At 70.9% G+C, this 20,569-nt stretch carries 14 protein-coding genes; 8 read left to right on the top strand and 6 right to left on the bottom strand.

Features of this window, described 5'->3' with window-relative positions:
* Positions 1-5 precede the first annotated feature (5 nt).
* Positions 6-326, bottom strand: a complete 321-nt coding sequence (locus B3S45_RS04115; RefSeq protein ID WP_071045834.1) for a GNAT family N-acetyltransferase — start codon at positions 324-326, stop codon at positions 6-8.
* Positions 327-413: 87 nt separating this feature from the next.
* On the opposite strand from B3S45_RS04115, the gene B3S45_RS04120 reads away from it, so the two are divergent.
* The 7 genes from B3S45_RS04120 (at position 414) to B3S45_RS04150 (ending at position 12,990) form a co-directional block, all read left to right on the top strand.
* Positions 414-2,927 (top strand): DEAD/DEAH box helicase, encoded by a 2,514-nt coding sequence (locus B3S45_RS04120; RefSeq protein ID WP_286717538.1) that lies wholly within the window; start codon positions 414-416, stop codon positions 2,925-2,927.
* A gap of 203 nt (positions 2,928-3,130) precedes the next feature.
* A complete protein-coding gene (locus B3S45_RS04125; RefSeq protein WP_286717540.1) occupies positions 3,131-3,670 on the top strand; it encodes a DUF1697 domain-containing protein in 540 nt (179 codons plus the stop codon).
* A 185-nt stretch (positions 3,671-3,855) separates the two neighbouring features.
* Complete coding sequence (gene recQ / locus B3S45_RS04130; protein ID WP_286717542.1) at positions 3,856-5,829, top strand: DNA helicase RecQ; 1,974 nt, start codon at positions 3,856-3,858, stop codon at positions 5,827-5,829.
* Between the two features lie 63 nt (positions 5,830-5,892).
* Positions 5,893-7,668: a glycoside hydrolase family 3 protein gene (locus B3S45_RS04135; protein WP_286717543.1), complete on the top strand. Its 1,776-nt coding sequence runs from the start codon at positions 5,893-5,895 to the stop codon at positions 7,666-7,668.
* 177 nt (positions 7,669-7,845) lie between these two features.
* On the top strand, positions 7,846-9,960 hold the full coding sequence (locus B3S45_RS04140; protein WP_286717544.1) for an acyl-CoA dehydrogenase: 2,115 nt from the start codon (positions 7,846-7,848) through the stop codon (positions 9,958-9,960).
* 36 nt (positions 9,961-9,996) lie between these two features.
* Positions 9,997-10,569: a DNA-3-methyladenine glycosylase I gene (locus B3S45_RS04145; protein WP_071045152.1), complete on the top strand. Its 573-nt coding sequence runs from the start codon at positions 9,997-9,999 to the stop codon at positions 10,567-10,569.
* A 60-nt stretch (positions 10,570-10,629) separates the two neighbouring features.
* A complete protein-coding gene (locus tag B3S45_RS04150; protein WP_286717546.1) occupies positions 10,630-12,990 on the top strand; it encodes an excinuclease ABC subunit UvrA in 2,361 nt (786 codons plus the stop codon).
* Positions 12,991-13,003: 13 nt separating this feature from the next.
* Here the strand turns inward: B3S45_RS04150 and B3S45_RS04155 are convergent, their stop codons facing one another.
* Both B3S45_RS04155 and B3S45_RS04160 read right to left on the bottom strand, forming a co-directional pair.
* The gene (locus B3S45_RS04155) at positions 13,004-13,498 is read right to left on the bottom strand and encodes a recombinase family protein (RefSeq protein WP_143003741.1); all 495 of its coding nucleotides are present in this window, start codon (positions 13,496-13,498) and stop codon (positions 13,004-13,006) included.
* Between the two features lie 82 nt (positions 13,499-13,580).
* Positions 13,581-15,299 carry a cation:proton antiporter gene (locus B3S45_RS04160; RefSeq protein WP_228480900.1) on the bottom strand — a complete coding sequence of 573 codons (1,719 nt, stop codon included), beginning with the start codon at positions 15,297-15,299 and terminating at the stop codon, positions 13,581-13,583.
* 215 nt (positions 15,300-15,514) lie between these two features.
* Here B3S45_RS04160 and pip point away from each other — a divergent pair, with 215 nt between their 5' ends.
* Positions 15,515-16,492 (top strand): prolyl aminopeptidase, encoded by a 978-nt coding sequence (gene pip, locus B3S45_RS04165; RefSeq protein WP_071045149.1) that lies wholly within the window; start codon positions 15,515-15,517, stop codon positions 16,490-16,492.
* Between the two features lie 7 nt (positions 16,493-16,499).
* Here pip and B3S45_RS04170 read toward each other — a convergent pair whose 3' ends face one another.
* From B3S45_RS04170 to B3S45_RS04180, 3 genes are read right to left on the bottom strand one after another with little or no spacing between them, the layout of a single operon-like run.
* The gene (locus B3S45_RS04170) at positions 16,500-18,236 is read right to left on the bottom strand and encodes an aldehyde dehydrogenase family protein (protein WP_286717548.1); all 1,737 of its coding nucleotides are present in this window, start codon (positions 18,234-18,236) and stop codon (positions 16,500-16,502) included.
* A gap of 16 nt (positions 18,237-18,252) precedes the next feature.
* Positions 18,253-19,497, bottom strand: coding sequence for a kynureninase (locus B3S45_RS04175; protein WP_286717549.1), 1,245 nt, complete (start codon positions 19,495-19,497; stop codon positions 18,253-18,255).
* Positions 19,487-20,470 (bottom strand): hypothetical protein, encoded by a 984-nt coding sequence (locus tag B3S45_RS04180; protein WP_071045146.1) that lies wholly within the window; start codon positions 20,468-20,470, stop codon positions 19,487-19,489. The genes B3S45_RS04175 and B3S45_RS04180 overlap by 11 nt, the downstream gene beginning before the upstream one ends.
* Between the last annotated feature and the right edge of the window lie 99 nt (positions 20,471-20,569).

Below are 20,569 nucleotides of genomic sequence, written 5' to 3' on the forward strand. Positions count from 1 at the left end.
TCTTCTCAGGCGCCGGGCGCGCCGTGCGGCCAATCGACCGACAGCCCCTCGACGGTGTTCTCGCCGAGGTACTTGGTCACGAACGGGCACCGGGGCACGATCGTCTCGTCGCGGGCGGCGATGTCCGCGAGCGCGTCGGCGACGAGGATCGACGCGAGGCCGCGTCCCTTGAACGCGGGGTCGACCTCGGTGTGAACCATCTGCAGGCGACCGCGGTCGTCGGCCTCCCAGCGGGTGAATCCGGCGAGCACGTCGCCCACGTGGATCTCGTAGCGGGATGCGGCGTCGTTTCGGGTGATGCGCGGGGTCTCGGAGGTGTCGGTCACGGGGGTTCCTTCCGTCGCTGGGACAAACGTACGTCCGGTGCACGCGATTCCGCGAGGGTCGAGATCCACCCGTGAAAGAGTGGGGGAATGTCGTCGCTGCTCGAGCTCGTTCCCGTCGGCGCCGATGAGGACACCGTCTACGACGGCTTCGTCTCGTGGGCGGAAGCCCGCGGCATCCGCCTCTACCCGGCGCAGGACGAGGCGGTCATCGAACTCGCCGCCGGGTCGAACGTGATCCTGTCGACCCCCACCGGCACGGGCAAGTCGCTCGTCGCGATCGCCGCGCACGCGGCCGCCCTCGCGCGCGGGGGCGTGACGTTCTACACCGCGCCCATCAAGGCGCTCGTGAGCGAGAAGTTCTTCGCGCTCGTGGAGGTCTTCGGCGCCGGGAACGTCGGCATGGTCACCGGCGACTCGTCGGTCAACCCCGACGCGCCGATCATCTGCTGCACGGCGGAGATCCTCGCGAACCTCGCGCTGCGCGAGGGCGCGGACGCCGACATCGACCAGGTCGTGATGGACGAGTTCCACTACTACGGCGATCCCGACCGCGGCTGGGCGTGGCAGATCCCGCTGCTGCTGCTCCCCCGCGCGCAGTTCCTTCTCATGTCGGCCACCCTCGGCGACGTCACCGACCTCGCCGCCGACCTGGAGCGGCGCACCGGGCGCCCGGTCGCGCGGGTGACCGGAGCCGTGCGGCCGGTGCCGCTGCACTACTCCTATGAGCGCGTCCCCGCCCACGAGCTCGTCACGAGGCTCCTCGACGAGCGCGAGGCCCCGATCTACATCGTGCACTTCTCGCAGGCGGCCGCGGTCGAGCGTGCGCAGGCGCTGTCGAGCGTGAAGGTCATCACGCGCGAGCAGCGGGATGCGATCGCCGACGCCATCGGAGGGTTCCGCTTCACGACGGGGTTCGGCAAGACCCTGTCGCGGCTCGTGCGCGCCGGCATCGGCGTGCACCACGCCGGCATGCTGCCGCGTTACCGACGCCTGGTCGAGACGCTCGCCCAGCGCGGACTGCTGCGCGTCATCTGCGGCACCGACACGCTCGGCGTCGGCATCAACGTGCCGATCCGCACCGTGGTCATCACGGCGCTGGCGAAGTTCGACGGCACCAAGATGCGTCAGCTCAGCGCGCGGGAGTTCCACCAGGTCGCCGGGCGCGCGGGGCGCGCGGGCTACGACCCCTACGGCAACGTCGTGGTGATGGCCCCCGACTGGGAGATCGAGAACGAGGCGGCGCTGCGCAAGGCCGGGGACGACCCCGCCAAGCGCAAGAAGATCGTGCGCAAGAAGGCGCCGACCGGGGTCGTCAACTGGGGCCTCGGGTCTTTCGAGAGGCTGGTCGAAGCCGAGCCGGAGCCGCTCACCTCGCACCTGCAGCTGACGGCGGCGATGCTCATCAATGTGATCGGGCGCGGCGGCGACGTGTTCGGGAACATCCGCTCGCTCGTCTTCGACAACCACGAGGCGCCGGCCCGTCGCTACGCTCTCGCGCGGCGCGCCCTCGCGATCTTCCGCACCCTCGTGGCGGCCGGCATCGTGCAGGTCGACCGCGAGGATGCCGCCGCACCGCGCATCCGGCTCACCGTCGATCTGCAGCCGAACTTCGCCCTCAACCAGCCCCTGTCGCCCTTCGCACTCGCCGCGATCGGCCTTCTCGACCCGGACGACGCACCGGGCGCGGCCGGCACGGGGCACTACGCCCTCGACGTCGTGAGCGTCATCGAGGCGACGCTCGACGATCCGCGGGCGATCCTGTCGCAGCAGGAGTACAAGGCGCGCGGCGAGGCGGTCGGCGCGATGAAGGCCGAGGGGATCGAGTACGAGGAGCGCATGGAGCTGCTCGAGGAGGTCACGTACCCGAAGCCGCTCGCCGAGCTGCTGGGCGAGGCGTTCGAGACGTTCGCGTCGAGCCAGCCCTGGGTGCGCGATTTCGAGCTCGCCCCCAAGTCGGTCGTGCGCGACATGTTCGAGCGCGCGCTGTCGTTCGGCGAGTTCGTCTCGCTCTATCAGCTGGGCCGCAGCGAGGGTCTCGTGCTGCGCTACCTCAGCGACGCCTACCGGGCCATCACCCAGACGGTGCCGATGGATGCCCGCACCGACGCGCTGCTCGACGTCATCGAGTGGCTCGGCGAACTCGTGCGACAGGTCGATTCGAGCCTCGTCGACGAGTGGGAGGCGCTGGTGAACCCCGCCGCCGATCCGGAGGCGCCCGTCGTGCCGCCCGCGCCCCCGTCGGTGCTGGACAATCGTCGCGCGTTCGTGGTGCTGGTGCGCAACGAGCTCTTCCGCCGCGTGCAGCTGGCGGCGCTGCAGCGCGACGACAATCTGGTCGAGCTCGACCCCGAGGTCGGCTGGCCGGATGTGCTCGACCGCTACTTCGCCGAGCACGACGAGCTGCTCACCGGCGGCTCGGCGCGGTCGCCGCGCCTCGTGACGATCGACGAGCAGCCCGCTGAGGGGGTGTGGCGCATCGAGCAGACCCTCGACGACCCCGCCGGCCACCACGACTGGCGCATCCGCGCCCACGTCGACCTCGCCGCCTCCGAGGAGACGGGTTCGGCCGTGGTGATCGTCGACGAGGTCCTCCGCCTCTAGCCCCGTCCCGCCCCGCCCCGCCCCCCGTCCCGCTCCGCCCCGCCCGGGTCCCGCGCCGCCGTCCCACCCCGCCCGGGCCTTGCCCCGTTTCGGTTCGCCTGTCACCGGATGCCGGAAACAGCGCCGGTGGCGACATCCTGTGACAGGTGACCGCGATGTGTGCCCGCTCGCGGGCCGGGGGAGCGCAGTGTCAGAGTGGACGAGTGACGACGTACATGGCGTTCCTCCGCGCGGTGAACCTCGGGGCGACGCGGAAGTTCCCGAAGGACGCGCTGCGCGCCGCCGTCGAGTCGTGCGGCTTCGAGGGGGTCGCCACGCACGGCAACACCGGCAACGTGCGCTTCGGGTCGGGGATGCGTTCGCGGCCGCGCATCCAGGAGCAGCTCGAGCGCGCCTTCCTGGCCGACCGGGGATTCGAGGTGCCGACGATCGTCTTCTCCGTCGCCGAGTTCGCCGCGATCGCGGCCGAGACGGCGAGGCTGTCGGCCGAGAACCCCGGGTTGGCGCGTCACTACGTCTACCTGCTCAAAGACGAGCTCGACACCGCTCAGCTCGAGGCCGTGGCCGCCGCGGCGTCCGACCGGGGCCGGATGGTGGTTCACGGTCGGGTCGCGCACGCCCTCCTCGAACCCGGGTACGAAGACGGCGTGGTGGATCCGCTCGGCGCGGCGAAGCACCTCGGCGTCGGCACCAACCGCAACGCGACGGTCATCGCGAAGCTCGCCTCCCTCTGGCCCGGCTGATCCGCGCGCCCTCCGGAACGCTCGACGTTCACAACTCCTTAGATCCGGCGCCGCGGTGCCGCGAATCGGAGGATTCGGCCGGTTGCCGACGCCTGGTTGAGGAGTTGCGAACGAGCGGGAGGGTGCACCCCCCGCGGCTGTCCACAGCCTCGGCGGACGTCGGATGCCGCGGCTACCCTGGTCGGGTGAGTGATCCGCAGGCCGACCCGTACGCCGCGTGGGATCCCGACGCCTTCGCCCCGCCGCCCGACGACGAGTTCGCCCCGCCGCCGGAGGAGGAGTGGATGCCGCCGCCCGAGCCCGAGGCGACGGTGGCGGCATCCGCGCACCGGGACTTCGCCGGTGCCGACCCCGCCGCGGTGCTGCACGAGGTCTACGGCTACGACGCGTTCCGCGGTGAACAGGCCGACATCGTCTCGCACGTGATCGCCGGCGGCGACGCGGTCGTGCTGATGCCCACCGGCGGCGGCAAGAGCGTCTGCTACCAGGTGCCCGCGCTCGTGCGGCCGGGAACGGGCCTGGTCGTCTCGCCCCTCATCGCCCTCATGCATGACCAGGTGGATGCCCTCGTGGCCAACGGGGTGGCTGCGGCCTACCTGAACTCCACGCAGACCCCGGCCGAGCGGTCGGCCGTCGAGCAGGCGTATCTGCGCGGCGCCCTGGATCTCCTCTACATCGCCCCGGAGCGCCTGTCGCTGCCGCAGACGACGGCCTTCCTGCAGCGCGGCCGCCTCAGCGTGATCGCGGTCGACGAGGCGCACTGCGTCAGTCAGTGGGGCCATGACTTCCGCCCGGACTATCTGGCCCTCGGCGACCTCGACGAGCGCTTCCCGGGCGTTCCGCGCATCGCGCTGACGGCGACGGCCACCCCCGCGACCCATCGCGAGCTCACCGAGCGCCTGCGGCTTCCGCGGGCCCGTCACTTCGTCTCCAGCTTCGACCGGCCGAACATCCAGTACCGCATCGAGCCGAAGGTCGACCCGCGCCGCCAGCTCGTGACCTTCATCCGCTCCCAGCCGGAGGGGGCCGCCGGCATCGTCTACGCCCTCAGTCGCAAGTCGGTCGAGCAGACCGCGGCGTACCTCGCCGGCCAGGGGATCGACGCGCTGCCGTACCACGCGGGCCTCGACGCGTCGGTGCGGTCGGCCAATCAGTCGCGCTTCCTGCGCGAGGACGGCGTGGTCATGGTCGCGACGATCGCCTTCGGCATGGGCATCGACAAGCCCGATGTGAGGTTCGTCGCCCACATCGACCTCCCGAAGTCGGTCGAGGGCTACTACCAGGAGACCGGACGCGCCGGCCGCGACGGCGACCCCGCGATCGTGTGGATGGCGTACGGCCTCGGCGACGTCGTGCAGCAGCGGCGCATGATCGACCAGTCGCCCGGCGACCGCACCTATCGCATGCGACTCGGACAGCATCTCGACGCGATGCTCGCGCTGTGCGAGACGGTCGAATGCCGCAGGCAGAATCTGCTCGGCTACTTCGGCCAGGAGTCGCAGCCGTGCGGCAACTGCGACACGTGCCTCACGCCGCCGGAGACCTGGGACGGACTGGTGGCGTCGCAGAAGTTCCTCTCGACCGTGGTGCGGCTGCAGCGCGAGCGCGGCCAGGCGTTCGGGGCGGGGCATCTCATCGACATCCTGCGCGGCGCGTCGACCGACCGCATCCGCCAGCAGGGGCACGACCGGCTCGCCACGTACGGCATCGGAGACGACCTCAGCGATCAGGACTGGCGCAGCGTCGTGCGCCAGCTGCTCGCGCGCGGCATCCTCGTGGCGCAGGGCGAGTACGGCACCCTCGCGCTGGGTGACCCGGCCGCCGCGGTGCTGCGCGGCGAGGCTCCGGTGCCACTGCGGCGGGATGTGCTCGGTCGCGGCGCATCGGGCGGCGCGTCGCGGCGGCGCACCTCCGCTGCGTCCGACGCGCTCGCCGACGGCGACCGCGGCCTCTTCGAAGCGCTGCGGGCGTGGCGCGCGGGCGTGGCACGCGAGATCGGCAAGCCGGCCTACGTGGTGTTCAACGATGCGACGCTGCGGGCGCTCGCCGAGCACCGCCCGGGCAGCATGGCCGACCTCGACGGCATCACCGGCATCGGCGCGACCAAGCGCGACGCCTATGGCGAGGCCGTGCTCGAGGTCGTCGCCGCCGAGGGGTGACCGTGAATATCGAGTGATGTTCGGTTTATCCTGGTGCGAGACCCGCACGAAGGAGTGGTGACCGTGGCTGCCGAGACCGAACGCCCGTGGCTGAACGCCGACCTGTCCGTCGAGGAGCGCGTCGAGCTGCTCCTGTCGGCGATGACCATGGCCGAGAAGGCAGGACTCTTCTTCCACACGATGATCGCCATCGGCGACCTCGACGAGGACAACCCCGCGTTCGGTCTGCCGGCACCGCGAGAGCTGGTGGCCGGACGGCACATGTCTCACTTCAACCTGCTCGGCGCCGCGCCGACGGGTCGGCAGATGGCCGAGTGGCACAACGCACTCCAGGAACTCGCCGCATCGACTCGTCTCGGCATCCCGGTGACGCTGTCCACCGACCCGCGCCACTCCTTCAGCGACAACCCGGGTGCGGCGATCATGGCGGGGCCCTTCTCGCAGTGGCCCGAGACGATGGGGCTCGCCGCGATCGGCGACGAGGAGCTGGTCGAACGGTTCGCCGACATCGCGCGGCAGGAGTACACGGCCGTCGGCTTGCGGGTCGCCCTGCATCCGCAGGTCGATCTCGCGACCGAACCGCGCTGGGCTCGGCAGACCGCGACGTTCGGTGAGGACGCCGATCTCGCCGGCCGCATGGGCGCCGCCTACATCCGCGGCTTCCAGGGGGAGGCCTTCGGGGTCGGCTCCGTCTCGACGATGACCAAGCACTTCCCCGGCGGCGGACCGCAGAAGGACGGCGAGGATCCGCACTTCGCCTACGGCCGCGAGCAGGTCTACCCCGGCGGCATGTTCGAACACCACCTGAAGCCGTTCGAGGCCGCCTTCCAGGCGGGCACGCGCCAGGTCATGCCGTACTACGGCATGCCGGTCGGCACGGAGCACGAGGAGGTCGGCTTCGGTTTCAACCGGTCGGTCATCACCGGCCTGCTCCGTGAGCGGTACGGCTTCGACGGCCTGGTGTGCACCGACTGGGGTCTCATCACCGACGCCGAGATCCTCGGCACCCCGTTCCCGGCTCGCGCGTGGGGCGTCGAGCACCTCACGCCGTCGGAGCGGATGATGAGGGTGCTGGATGCCGGGGTCGACCAGTTCGGCGGCGAGACGTGCACGGCGCTGCTCGTCGAGCTCGTCGCCGCGGGCGAGGTCGCCGAGGAGCGGCTGGATGTCTCCGCGCGCCGCATCCTGCGTGAGAAGTTCGAGCTCGGCCTGTTCGAGCAGCCCTTCGTCGACGTCGCCGCCGCAGACGAGATCGTCGGCCGGGCCGACTTCCGCGCGGCCGGGGAAGCCGCCCAGCGCGCGGCGATCACGCTGCTCGCCGACAGCGGTGTGCTGCCGCTGCCCACCGGCCGCCGCCTGTACGTCGAGGGCGTCGACCCGGAGATCGCCGCGCGCTACGGCACCGTGGTCGCCACGCCCGCCGAGGCCGACGTGGCGGTGCTTCGCCTCCGCGCGCCGTTCGAGGAGCGCGGGTCGACCTTCGAGAACTTCTTCCACGCCGGCTCCCTCGCCTTCCCCGACGACGTCATCGCCCACGTCCGCGAGGTCGCGCAGGCGGTGCCGACGGTGGTGGATGTGCTCCTCGACCGCCCCGCGATCCTCACGCCGATCGTCGAGGATGTCGCCGCCCTCACCGCCAACTGGGGTGCGAGCGGCGCGGCGCTGTTCGACGTGCTGACGGGAGTCGCCGAACCCCAGGGGCGACTGCCGTTCGATCTGCCGCGCTCGATGGCGGCCGTCGAACGCTCCCGCCCCGACGTGCCCTTCGACACCGTCGATCCCCTGTTCCGGTTCGGCCACGGACTCTCGATCGCGCTGGTCGTCGCGGCTGAGGGCTGACCGCCCGGGTCGCAGGATCGCGGAGGTGTGGGGCGCGCACAATCGTCACGGGTGACCTCGGGCGGTGTCGTTGTGTGGATGCTGCAAGGGGTTTGCCGCATGATTGTGGGACACCTACTGTCAATGGTGTCCGCATCCGATGCGGGCGCCACCCCTCCGACGCCGAAAGGTGATGTCATGGCAGACGTTGCTGTCCGTTCGTCCACGCCCGCAGAAGACAAGCGCACACCCGAGGGCGGTGCGCCGACCGCGCCGCACACCGCGGACGAAGCCCACGAGGCACGGATCGACGTGCCGGCCGTCACGAACGCGCTGCTGGGCACGTGGCGCGAGACCCGCCGGGAGGTGCGCGAGCTGATCAAGGACCCGGTGTTCTGGCAGGAGCCGGGTCAGTCCATGGCGGAGCACCGCGCACGCGTGCTGGAGCAGCTGCACCTCCTCGTCGACAACGACGGCTCGCGCCGTGCCTTCCCCACCGAGTACGGCGGCCTCGAAGACAACGGTGCGAACCTCGCCGGGTTCGAAGAGCTCGTGCTCGCCGACCCGAGCCTGCAGATCAAGTCCGGCGTGCAGTGGGGCCTGTTCGGCTCCGCGGTCTACCAGCTGGGCACCAAGAAGCACCACGATCTGTGGCTTCGCGACATCATCAGCCTCGATCTGCCCGGCGCGTTCGCGATGACCGAGACCGGCCACGGCTCCGACGTCGCCGCCATCGGCACCACCGCGACCTACGATCCCGAGACCGAGGAGTTCGTCATCCACACGCCGTTCCGCGGGGCGTGGAAGGACTACCTCGGCAACGCCGCGCTGCACGGCAAGGCCGCCACCGTCTTCGCCCAGCTGATCACCGGCGGCGTGAACTACGGCGTGCACTGCTTCTTCGTTCCGCTGCGCGACGACGAGGGCGCATTCCTCCCCGGCATCGGCGGAGAGGACGACGGCGTCAAGGGCGGGCTCAACGGCATCGACAACGGCCGGCTGCACTTCGACAACGTGCGCGTGCCGCGCGAGAACCTGCTCAACCGCTACGGCGATGTCGCTCCCGACGGCAGCTACACGTCCGACATCGACAGCCCCGGTCGTCGCTTCTTCACGATGCTCGGCGCCCTGGTCCAGGGCCGCGTGTCCCTCGACGGTGCCGCCACGACCGCGACCGCCCTGGCGCTGAACATCGCGATCACCTACGCCAACCAGCGGCGTCAATTCGACTCCGGCGCCGGAACCGACGAGGTCGTGCTGCTCGATTACGCCAAGCACCAGCGCCGGCTGCTGCCGCGCCTGGCGCAGGTCTACGCCCAGTTCTTCTCGCACGACGAGCTGCTGAGGAAATTCGACGGCGTCTTCTCGGGTCGCACCGACACCCCCGACGAGCGCGAAGACCTCGAGACCCTCGCCGCCGCCCTGAAGCCCCTGTCGACGTGGAACGCGCTGGACACCATCCAGGAGAGCCGGGAGGCGTGCGGCGGCCAGGGGTTCCTCGCCGAGAACCGCATGGTCGACCTGCACCGCGACCTCGACGTCTACGTCACCTTCGAAGGTGACAACAACGTGCTCCTGCAGCTGGTCGGCAAGCGCCTGCTCGGCGATTTCGCCAAGCAGTTCAAGGGTGCGGATGCCGCCACGCTCGCCCGCTTCGCCGTGGGCCAGACCGCGGGCAAGGTGTTCCACGGCGCCGGACTCCGCCAGCTCGGACAGGCGGTCACCGACTTCGGCTCCACCGCCCGCTCGGTGGAGCTCGGGCTGCGGGGCGACCACCAGCAGGAGCTGCTCACCGACCGCGTGCAGCAGATGATCGCCGACATCGCCGGCCGGCTGCGCCCGGCATCGAAGCTGCCGGCCGGCGAGGCTGCGGCGCTGTTCAACGAGAACCAGTCGCAGCTGATCGAGGCTGCCCGCGCGCACGGCGAGCTGCTGCAGTGGGAGGCGTTCACCGACGCGGTGAACAAGACCGCCGATGCGGGCACGAAGCAGGTGCTCACGTGGCTGCGCGACCTCTTCGGACTGTCGCTGATCGAGCGCCACCTCGCGTGGTATCTCATCAACGGCCGCCTGTCCGCGCAGCGCGCGAGCGCCGTCTCGCGCTACATCGACCGGTTGAGCGCGCGCCTGCGTCCGCATGCGCAGGATCTCGTCGACGCGTTCGGGTTCGCCCCCGAGCACGTGCGGGCCCCTATCGCCTCGGGCGCCGAGCAGGAGCGACAGGATGCCGCCGCCGCTCACTTCGCCGCCGAGCGCGCATCCGGTACCGCCCCCGTCTCCGAGAAGTCGCTGCAGAAGAAGAACAAGAAGTAGCCCGGCGCTGTCGTACCCCGAGGCGATACTGGGGGCGTGGCGGAGAGTGTGCGTACCGGTGAAGACGGCATCGTGCGGTGCGGGTGGATCGGCGACGATCCCGAGTACCGTCGCTATCACGACGAGGAGTGGGGCCGGCCGCTGCGCGGTGACCGCCCGCTCTTCGAGAAGATGAGCCTCGAGGGGTTCCAGGCGGGCCTGTCGTGGATCACCATCCTGCGCAAGCGGCCGCGCTTCCGCGAGGTCTTCGCCGGCTTCGACCCGGTCGCGGTGGCGGCGTTCGACGGCGACGACGTCGAACGCCTGATGGCCGACCCCGGCATCATCCGGAACCGCGCGAAGATCCTCGCGACGATCGCGAACGCGGCGATCGTCCGCGACATGGCCGAAGGAGAGTTCGATTCCCTGATGTGGTCGTTCGCGCCGCCTCCGGGTCCTCGCCCGCGGACCTTCGCCGAGGTGCCGGCGACCACGCCGGCGTCCGACGCGCTCAGCCGCGAGCTGCGGCGTCGGGGCTTCCGCTTCGTGGGCCCGACCACGATGTACGCGCTGATGCAGTCGGCCGGCATGGTCGACGACCACGTCGAGGGATGCTTCCTGGCGGCGTGATCCGCGACGCGCCGTGTCGGCCGCATGCGCCACACTGAGGGGGTACCGGGAGGAGCCCGCATGTCCGAGGTCGACGCCACACCGCACATCGCCGACTCCCACGACGTGATCCGCGTCGTCGGAGCGCGGGAGAACAACCTCAAGAACGTCTCGGTCGAGATCCCCAAGCGACGTCTGACGGTGTTCACCGGCGTGAGCGGCTCGGGCAAGTCCTCCCTGGTCTTCGCGACGATCGCGAACGAGTCGCAGCGACTCATCAACGAGACCTACCCGACGTTCGTCCAGCAGTTCATGGGACAGCTCAGTCGCCCCGAGGTCGACGCGCTCGAGAACGTCAGCCCCGCGATCATCGTCGACCAGGAGCGCATGGGGTCGAACTCCCGGTCGACCGTCGGCACGGCCACCGACGTGCACGCGATGCTCCGTCTGCTGTTCAGCCGTCTCGGCACCCCGCACGTCGGCTCGCCGCAGGCGTTCTCCTTCAACGTCCCTTCGGTCTCCGGCGCGGGGGCGGTCACCGTGCAGGTCGGCAAGGACAAGGGCAAGAAGGAACGCCGCTCGTTCGAGATCACCGGCGGGATGTGCCCGGACTGCGAGGGGCTGGGTGAGGTCAGCGACATCGACCTCGACGAACTGTTCGACCGCACCAAGTCCCTGCAGGACGGCGCGATCACCGTTCCCGGATACACCGTCGACGGATGGATGGTGAAGGCCTTCACCGAGTCCGGCTTCGTCGACCCGGCCACGCCCATCCAGGACTACACCGAGACCGAACGGCACGACTTCCTCTACAAGGAGCCGACGAAGGTCAAGGTCGGCGGCATCAACCTCACCTACGAGGGGCTCGTGCCCAAGATCACCAAGTCGATGCTGCAGAAGGACCGCGATGCGCTGCAGCCGCACGTGCGCGCGTTCGTCGAGCGCGCCGTGAAGTTCAGCGCCTGCGCGGCCTGCGGCGGCACCCGTCTGAACGAGGGGGCGCGGTCGTCACGGATCGGCGACGTCAACATCGCCGAGGCGGCGGCGATGCAGATCACCGACCTCGCCGCCTGGCTGCGGACGATCGACGATCCCGCCGTCGCGCCGCTGCTGTCCTCGCTGCGTCAGACGGTCGACTCGTTCGTCGACATCGGCCTCGGCTACCTCTCGCTCGACCGGTCGTCGGGAACGCTGTCGGGTGGGGAGGCGCAGCGCACGAAGATGATCCGCCACCTCGGCTCCTCGCTCACGGACATCACCTATGTCTTCGACGAGCCGACGGCCGGACTGCACCCGCACGACATCGCCCGTACGAATCGGCTGCTGCGCCGGCTGCGCGACAAGGGGAACACCGTTCTGGTGGTCGAGCACAAGCCGGAGGTCATCGAGATCGCCGACCACGTCGTCGATCTCGGCCCCCGCGCCGGGCGAGCAGGCGGCGAGGTGCAGTACACCGGAGATGTTGCCGGCCTCCGGGAATCGGACACCCTCACCGGCCGCCATCTGGATCATCGCGCCGCCCTCAAGAGCACGTCGCGACCCCACCGGGGCGCCCTCGAGATCCGCGGGGCGACCCAGCACAACCTCCGAGGGGTCGACGTCGACATCCCGCTCGGCGTGCTCACCGTCGTCACCGGCGTCGCGGGGTCGGGCAAGTCGTCTCTGATCCACGGCAACCTGCCCGCGTTCGACGACGTGGTCGTGGTCGACCAGACGCCGATCAAGGGGTCGCGCCGCAGCAGTCCGGCCACCTACACCGGCATCCTCGACACGGTCCGATCCGCCTTCGCGAAGGCGAACGGGGTGAAGCCGTCGCTGTTCAGCGCGAACTCCGCCGGCGCCTGCATCGCCTGCAAGGGTCTCGGGGTGATCATCACCAACCTCGGGTTCACGCAGAGCGTCGAGACGCGGTGCGACCTGTGCGAGGGAAGCGGCTTCAGCGACGAGGTGCTCGCCCACACCCTCGACGGCAAGAACATCCACGAGGTGCTGTCGATGTCGGCGGCCGAGGCCGCCACGTTCTTCCCCACGGGCGCCGCCCACACCACCCTCGCGCGCATGGTCGACGTGGGCCTGGGCTACCTGACCCTCGGGCAGGCCCTGAACACGCTGTCCGGGGGCGAGCGGCAACGGCTCAAGCTGGCGATCTCGATGGCGAAGAAGGGAGCCGTCTACGTGCTCGACGAGCCCACGACCGGGCTGCATCTCGTCGATGTCGACACCATGCTCGCGCTGCTGGACCGCCTGGTGGAGGCGGGGAACACCGTCGTGGTGATCGAGCACCACCAGGCGGTGATGGCTCACGCCGACTGGATCATCGACCTCGGCCCGGGCGCCGGGCACGACGGCGGTCAGATCGTGTTCGAGGGGACCCCGGCCGACCTGGTCGCGTCATCGGACACGCTCACCGCACAGCACCTGCGCACCTATGTCGGCAGGTAGCGCCTCCGCGGGATCAGCGTCCGGGCGCGAAAAGGTGGTGACCGCCGTGGCTCAGCACCTTCACGACCACACCGCGGCGATGGAGCTCGGCGACGGTGCGGGTCTCCTCGTCGATGTCGCGGCCGAGGGCGTGCACGTTCGCGACGACGAGCACGTCGCCGCGGGTGAGCGTGCCGAACAGGCGCACGAGACGCTGCTCCCAGCTCTCGAGCGTCTCGGGCGCCGGATGCCGGAAACCTTCGATCGGCACGCCGAAGCGGGTCAGCTCCTCGCGCTGCTCCACGACGGAGGGCATGTCCTCGCGGGAGATGACGAGCCCGACGAGCTTCGAGCCGATCGGCCGCGCCTGCCACCAGTGACGATCCTGCTGCAGCTCGGTGAAGCACTTCGGACACTCCGCGGCCGTGTGCGGCAGGTGCAGCGGTGCCGTGTCGGTCCCGTTCACCGCGGATTCGCGGTGCGGGGGGCGCGACAGTCCGGTCGTCGACGCGTCGGCGATCTCGCTCATGGCCTGCTCCTTCGCGACGTCGCGAAGATGCGCGGCGTCGACATCCATTCTCGCCGATACGCCGCGATTTCGCGCACCGTTCTCAGTCTTCGTCGTCCAGGCGCAGTTCCAGGCTCAGCTGATCGGCGTCGAGTTCGGCGAGCGCGTGGCGGAGCGCTGCGGTGCTGAAGCGTCCCGAGTGCGACATCTGCTCCAGGCGCCGGCGCATCACGTGAATGACGGCCAGGCGCAGTTCGAGCCGGTCAGCCAGGCGCGGAGCGCCGCCATCATCGGGCGGCTGCGCCATGCGCGGTCCCATCTCGGCGAGGAAGGAGTCGTCGAACGGCGTGCCGTCGCGGCGCTTCACGCGGGCGCCGGACACCGCGTCGGCCGCGGCCTCGCGCAGCTCGTCGTCGAGCGCATCCTGCTCCGATCGGGTCACCTGTTCGTCGACACGGGGCATGCGCAGCAGCTTCACGACGCTGGGAAGGGTGAGGCCCTGCAGCATGAGGCTCCCGACGGCGACGAGGAAGGCGACCAGCACCACGAGCGAGCGTTCGTCGGCGTCGCGGGGGAGCGTCTGCGCGGCCGCCAGCGTGACCACACCGCGCATGCCCGCCCAGACGATGACCGTGCCGTGCTTCCACCCGAGCGGAGAGGCGGCGTAGTAGTCCAGGTCGGCGTAGGCGCGGCCGATCCTCGCGCGGGCCTGGGCCACGCGCGAGCGGTGTCGCGGCGAGACCTCGGCTTCCGGCGGCGGGTCGGCAGGATGAAGGAGGTCGATCCGTGCGGTGAGCGCGTCCAGACGTGCGCGCTGGATCCGCCGCGCGCGCGAGCTCTGCAGACCCACGAGAAGCGCGACGTACACCGCGCGCACGGCCAGCACGATCGCCAGGGCGACGGCGGCGAGCGTGGCGGCCGTGCCCAGTCCGTCACCGGCGTTGTCGAGGAGCACGTCCTTCAGCTCCAGCCCCATGAGCAGGAAGACGGCCCCCTCGAGCATCAGCTCGACCGTGCGCCAGTTCAGCTCGTCGGACAGGCGCTGTTCCGGCGTGAAGCGGCGGGCGGCCCCCTGACCGGTGACGATGCCGGCCACGACGGCGGCGACCAGGCCCGAACCGCCAAGCTCCTCGGTGGGGAGGTAGGCGAGGAACGGGACCGTGAACCCGACCGCGGTGTTCGCCGCTGAGTGCGAGATGAACGACCGCACGCGCAGGTTCACCCACCCGATGAGGCCGCCGATGACGACCGCGACGACCACGCCCCAGAGGAAGGACAGCGCGAACTCCCCGAAGTGGAGGGAGCCGACGCCGACCGCGGCGATCGCGGTGCGCAGGAGCACCAGCGAGGTGGCGTCGTTGAGCAGGCTCTCGCCTTCCAGCAGCGTCACGACGCGTCGTGAGATCCCCAGTCGCTTGGCGATCGCGGTGGCGACCGCGTCGGTGGGGCTGAGGATGGCGCCGAGCGCGAGAGCGAGGGGGAACCCGAGCCCGGGCAGAGCCCACAGGAAGAACAGGGCCAGCACGAACGAGCTGATGAGGACGAGCAGCACCGACAGGCCGGCGATCGGCCGCAGATCGCGACGGAACTCGATGGCCGGCAGGGAGACCGCGGCCGAGTACAGCAGCGGCGGGAGCACGCCGACGAGGATGATCTCGGGGTCCACCTCGACCAGCGGCACGAACGGCAGCATGCTCACGCCCAGTCCGATGGCGACGAGGATGAGGGGGCCGGCGATGCGCACCTTGGGGGCCACGGTCGTCGCGGCGGCGATCACCACGATCGCGCCGACCGCGATGACGAGGATCTCCACGCCGCTCACCGGCGCCGTCCAGGAGCGGACGCTTTCGTGCGCGACACGTGCATGCTGCGAGCCTATTCGCGCCGTGATCGTCTCGCCGCACCGCGGTAATGCGCGTCTCGCGGCCCCGCAGGCGCTAGCGTGTGCGCATGGCGTTCGACAAAAGCCCCGGTCGTCGGGGCGAAGAGGCACCCGCGGGGGTCCCCGTCGCGCTCGCCGAGGGGAGGGGATCGGCCATGAACGAACACCTCGACGACATCCTCTATCCCGAGATCGAGCCGTACGCGACCGGCGAACTGATCGCGGGCGAGGGCAATCGCCTCTACTACGAGCAGTGCGGAAACCCCGAGGGCAAGCCGGTCGTGTTCTTGCACGGTGGTCCCGGCGCCGGCACGTCGTCGTGGCACCGCCGCTTCTTCGATCCCGAGCGCTATCGCATCATCCTGCTCGACCAGCGCGGATGTGGCCGTTCGACGCCGCACGCGGCCGATGTGGAGGGCGACCTGCGCCACAACACGACGTGGCACCTGGTCGCCGACCTGGAGCTGCTCCGGCGCAATCTCGGTATCGAGACCTGGATGGTCTTCGGCGGGTCCTGGGGGAGCGCCCTCGCCCTCGCCTACGCCGAGACCCATCCCGACGCGGTGTCCGAGATCGTTCTGCGGGGGATCTTCACGCTCCGCGCCCACGAGCTCGAGTGGTTTTACGAGGGCGGTGCGTCGGCGATCTTCCCCGATCGGTGGGAGAAGTTCCTCGGTCCGATCCCGGTGCTCGAACGCGGGCGCATGATCGAGGCGTACCACCGCCGCCTGGTCGACCCCGATCCGGCCGTGCACGTGCCGGCTGCCGTCGCGTGGACGACGTGGGAGGCATCCACCCTCACCCTGCTCCCGGACGACGACCTCGTGCAGGCGATGACCGATCCGCGGGCGGCGACCGCGTTCGCGCGCATCGAGAACCATTACTTCCTGCACCGCGGCTTCTTCGACGAGGGGCAGCTCATCGCCAACGTCGACGCGATCCGCGGCATCCCCGCCGTGATCGTGCAGGGGCGTTACGACGTGTGCACTCCGCCGATGACGGCGTGGGACCTGCACCGGGCGTGGCCGGAGGCCGAGTTCGTGATGGTTCCCGACGCCGGACACGCCGCGTCGGAGCCGGGCATCGCGCGCGCTCTGCGCGACGCCGCCGACCGCTTCGTCGCCGAGGGCTGACGAGCGCTCAGGCGCGAAACGCCCGCCAGAGCGTCGGGATGAGGGCCCGCAGGCCGCCGCCGGCGCGGTAGCGCGTGAGGCCGGCGCTGACCGATGCCCCCGTGCGCGCCGTGACGAACCACGGTGGCGTGGGCAGGAGGGAGAACCGGCCACGCGACCCGGCGCGCAGCGCGAGGAGCGAGCGCGGAAACGGGCGGAAGGGGCCGCGCACGACCGCACGGTCGATGCGGTCGAGCAGGAGGGCGTTGTGCACGACGCCGATCCCGCTCGGCGCGTCGGAGAGCGTGCCGCCGGGATACGCGCCCCACGGCAGCGCCGGCGGCAGGAAGCCGATCGCGGTCCACGCGTTGACCGCGATCGTGCCGTAGCGCAGTCGCTCGAGGGTGTGCTCGAAGCCGTCGGCGAGGCGTGTCTGCTCCACGGGATCGATGAGGACGTTCGCTCCCAAGGTTCCGATGAGGTGCTCGTTCGCGTAGTCGACCGCGGCGTCGACGAACGCCTGGCCGGTGCCCGGGAGCGAGACCACCCCGAGTACGGGGGCGAACTGCTCGACGACCTCGAGGTCGTGGTCGCCGGCGTCGATCTCGATGACGGCCCGCCGGCCGCCGTCACTCCACGCGGCGTCGGGGTGCGCGGCGCGCACCGCGCTCAGGCGGTCGCTCGACCCCGGGTACCAGACCTCGCGCGAGGGCGTGGCTGCCATCGCACGACGCAGGTGGCCGAGGAACGCCTCGCGCTGCGGCCAGTCTCGGCTCACGACGACGACCTGGCCCGCGACGCAGTTGTGTCCGGCGTTCTGCAGCCGCATGGTCGCGACGTGCTCGGCTTGGAAGGCGAGGTCGGCCTCGGTCCAGGGGCCGGGCACGACGATCACCGGGGACACGCCACCCAGCTCGGCGGTGATCGGCTTCGTCAGCAGCGGCTCGTCGGCCGCCTTGCGACGGACGGCATCGTCTCCGGATCCCCACACGATCGCGTCGAACGTGCGCTCCGAGCCGGTGATGTGCACGTGGTCGATGCGCTCATGGCGTGAGAGGTAGGCGCCCACCTCGCCACCGCCCCGCACGATGCGCAGCAGACCGGCCTCCACGAGCGGGGCGAGTGCGCGCTCGAAGACCGGCACGAGCGCATCCTGCGTGGGGTTCACCTTCAGCAGCGACACCCGGTTGTGAGCGATCAGCTCGGTGAGCACATCGGCGACGGGGATCGACGTCACGTTGCCGGCGCCGAGCACGAGGCCCACGCCGCCCGAGGCCGCCGGGGTGCGCTGGCCGAGCCCGGCGGCGGCTCGGGCACGCGCGACGGTGACGTCGCGGTCGAACCACACCTCGCCGGTGAATCCCGACGCGATGATCCGATCCGACGCGTCGCCGGGGAACACCCGCGCCCGCACCCGGCCGTCGGCGGTGACGTCCATCGGCACCCCGTCGAGGGGATTTCCGCCGCGCGCGAGGTTCCGCATCGTGCGGGCCAGCCACTCGGTCGAGACGAGGGTCATGTACGGACCCGTGAACCACTCCTCGCCGCGAAGGGGATGGCCGGGCGGCAGACTCTTCGAGACAGCCGCCGCGTCGGCCCATTCCTCACTCACCGCGGCGGTGCTCGCGTGGATGCTCTCCAGGAGCGTCGCCCGCTGATCGAGCGAGAGCCGCGTCCACAGCCGCGCGCCGCGGTGCAGTGCGTCGATGTCGGCGTCGAGTGCCTCGCGGGTGTCGGCGGCGAGGTCGATGGGCGCGGTTGTCACGGGGTTCCTCCCGGGGTCAGTCGGCCGGGATGAGGCGAAGGAGCGTGTCGCGCACGGCCAGCAGTCCGGTCAGCGTCTCGGCGAACGACGTCGACAGCGGAGACAGGCCGATGCGCAGTCCGTCGGGGTCGCGGTAGTCGGGGATCACATCTCGCCGCCAGAGCGCTGCGGTCACCTGTCTCATGAGCGGATGCCGCAGCGTCACGTGGCCGCCGCGCGAGGCGGCTTCGATCGGCGACGCGACCTCGACGCCGAGCGGGGCGAGTTCCTCCACGACGACCTCGAGTGCGAACGTCGTGAGCTCGATCGACTTCTCGCGGATCGCCGGCATCCCGGCATCGTCGATGAGGGCCAGCGTGTCCTCGATCGCGAGCATCCCGAGGATCGGCGGCGTGCCCGACAGGAATCGCCGCATGCCGTCGGCGGGGCGATACTCGGGCCCCATCGCGAAGACGTCGGCGGCGCCCATCCACCCCTGGACCGGTTGGGTGAGCGAGGCGTGGTGTCGGTTCGCCACGTAGGCGAACGCGGGCGAGCCCGGACCGCCGTTGAGGTACTTGTACGTGCAGCCGACGGCGGCGTCGAATCGCCAGGTATCGGCATGGATCGGCACCGAGCCCACCGAATGCGACAGGTCCCAGACGGTGAGGGCGCCGGCGGCGTGCACGATCTCGGTGATGCGCGCCGCGTCGGCGAGGTGCCCGGAGCGGTACGCGACGTGGCTGACCACGACGACCGCGGTGGTCTCGCCGACGGCGGCGGCGACACCCTCGGCGGTGACGCCGCCGGCGCGGTCGACGTCGATCCAGCGCACGCGCGCACCCCGCTCGGCGGCGATTCCTTCGACGACGTAGCGATCGGTGGGGAAGTCGTCCGTTCCCACCACGATCTCCACACGGGCGGAATCCCGAGCCATCTGAGCCTCGAGGGCCGCCCGGATCAGCTTGTAGAGCAGCACGGTGGTGGAGTCGCCGACCACGGTCTGCCCGGGAGCGGCGCCCAGCGCGATCCGGCCGATCTCGTCGCCGATCGCGAACGGCAGATCCATCCACGACTCGTCCCAGCCCCGGATGAGCCGACCGCCCCACTCGTCGCGAACGAACCGCTCCAGGCGCCCCGCCGTCGATGTCAGGGGCCGGCCGAGGGAGTTGCCGTCGAAGTACACCAGCCCCGTGCCGGCGGCGACGAACAGATCGCGGAACGCCCGCAGCGGGTCGGCCGCGTCGAGGGCGTCGGCCGTGGCCGCCAGGTCAGGGTTCATCGCGGCTGATCTCGTCGATCGGCACCGTCGAGGCCGTCGCGAGCCATGCGCCGAGGTCGCGCTCGTCGCCGGGCGGACGGCCGGGAACGAAGGTGCACACGCCCGGGACCGCATCCGGGAACGGCCACGGGTCGGCGAGCGCCGCCACGACCGCAGCGGCGTTGAAGCCCGCCGCCACGAGGGCGGAGATCTCGCGGGGGTCGACGCCCACGGGCAGATCGCCGTTCCCGAGATCGGTGCCGTAGAGTGTGCGGCCGCCGGCGGCGTGGAACCTCGCGAGGTTCGTCTCCGCCGTGCGGGCGAGATCCGGTGTGTCGCGGTGGATGTCGAGCGTCGAGATCCAGATCTGTTCCGCCGTGACCGCGCGGGCGATGTCGGCCTCGTCGAGGATTTCGGTGAAGGTGGTGTGGGCCAGGGCGTCGATGCCGGCATCGAGCGCCCGTGCGAACATGCCCGTTCCCTGCACGTGAGCGACGACCGGCACGCCGCGGTCATGGGCGTGCGCCACGATCGCCTCGAGGACCGGGGGCTCCGGAGTCGGACCCGCCTCGGCGTTCAGGGCGACCTTGATCACGCGCGCACCGCACTCGATCTGCTCGTCGACCGCCGTCGCCGCGCCCCCGGCGACACCGGGATGCCGGGACGGGTCCGTGACGTGGCGCACGATGGCGTCGGGTGCCCAGGGGCGTCCGGTCGGATAGCCCCCCGGGGTGGTGAGGAAGGCGCCCGCGTATGCGGGTCGCGGCACGGCGTGCGGATCTCGGCGAGCGAGGGCGTAGGGGTCGCCGCCGAGGTCGACGACGCCGGCGATCCCCCGCGCGGCGAGGGCGTGCTCGGCGAAGAGGGCGAGATGCACGTGGTGGTCGGTGAACGTGGGGAGTACGACGCCGTGTTCTCCTGTGAGGGCGAGGTGGCCGACGTCGGCTCGCGGACCGAAGCGGGCGGCGATCACCGCGGGGTCGAGGTTCGTCATGGCCGTCTCCTTCGGCTTCAGGCTACGCTCCACGCTCGCCGGCGCGCATCCCGCCCACCGCCCATCACGAGAAACGCCGAACGCCGCGAGAAACACCGC

This window comes from Microbacterium sp. UBA1612, assembly GCF_002321605.1.
GTDB classification, from domain to species: Bacteria; Actinomycetota; Actinomycetes; order Actinomycetales; family Microbacteriaceae; genus Microbacterium; species Microbacterium luteum.

What these genes read in the sequence shown, in the direction of transcription:
- B3S45_RS04120 (WP_286717538.1), top strand. Translation starts at nt 414, where the DNA reads ATGTCGTCGCTGCTCGAGCTCGTTCCCGTCGGCGCCGATGAGGACACC.
- B3S45_RS04140 (WP_286717544.1), top strand. Translation starts at nt 7,846, where the DNA reads ATGGCAGACGTTGCTGTCCGTTCGTCCACGCCCGCAGAAGACAAGCGC.
- B3S45_RS04150 (WP_286717546.1), top strand. Translation starts at nt 10,630, where the DNA reads ATGTCCGAGGTCGACGCCACACCGCACATCGCCGACTCCCACGACGTG.
- B3S45_RS04155 (WP_143003741.1), bottom strand. Translation starts at nt 13,498, where the DNA reads ATGAGCGAGATCGCCGACGCGTCGACGACCGGACTGTCGCGCCCCCCG.
- pip (WP_071045149.1), top strand. Translation starts at nt 15,515, where the DNA reads ATGAACGAACACCTCGACGACATCCTCTATCCCGAGATCGAGCCGTAC.
- B3S45_RS04175 (WP_286717549.1), bottom strand. Translation starts at nt 19,497, where the DNA reads ATGAACCCTGACCTGGCGGCCACGGCCGACGCCCTCGACGCGGCCGAC.
- B3S45_RS04180 (WP_071045146.1), bottom strand. Translation starts at nt 20,470, where the DNA reads ATGACGAACCTCGACCCCGCGGTGATCGCCGCCCGCTTCGGTCCGCGA.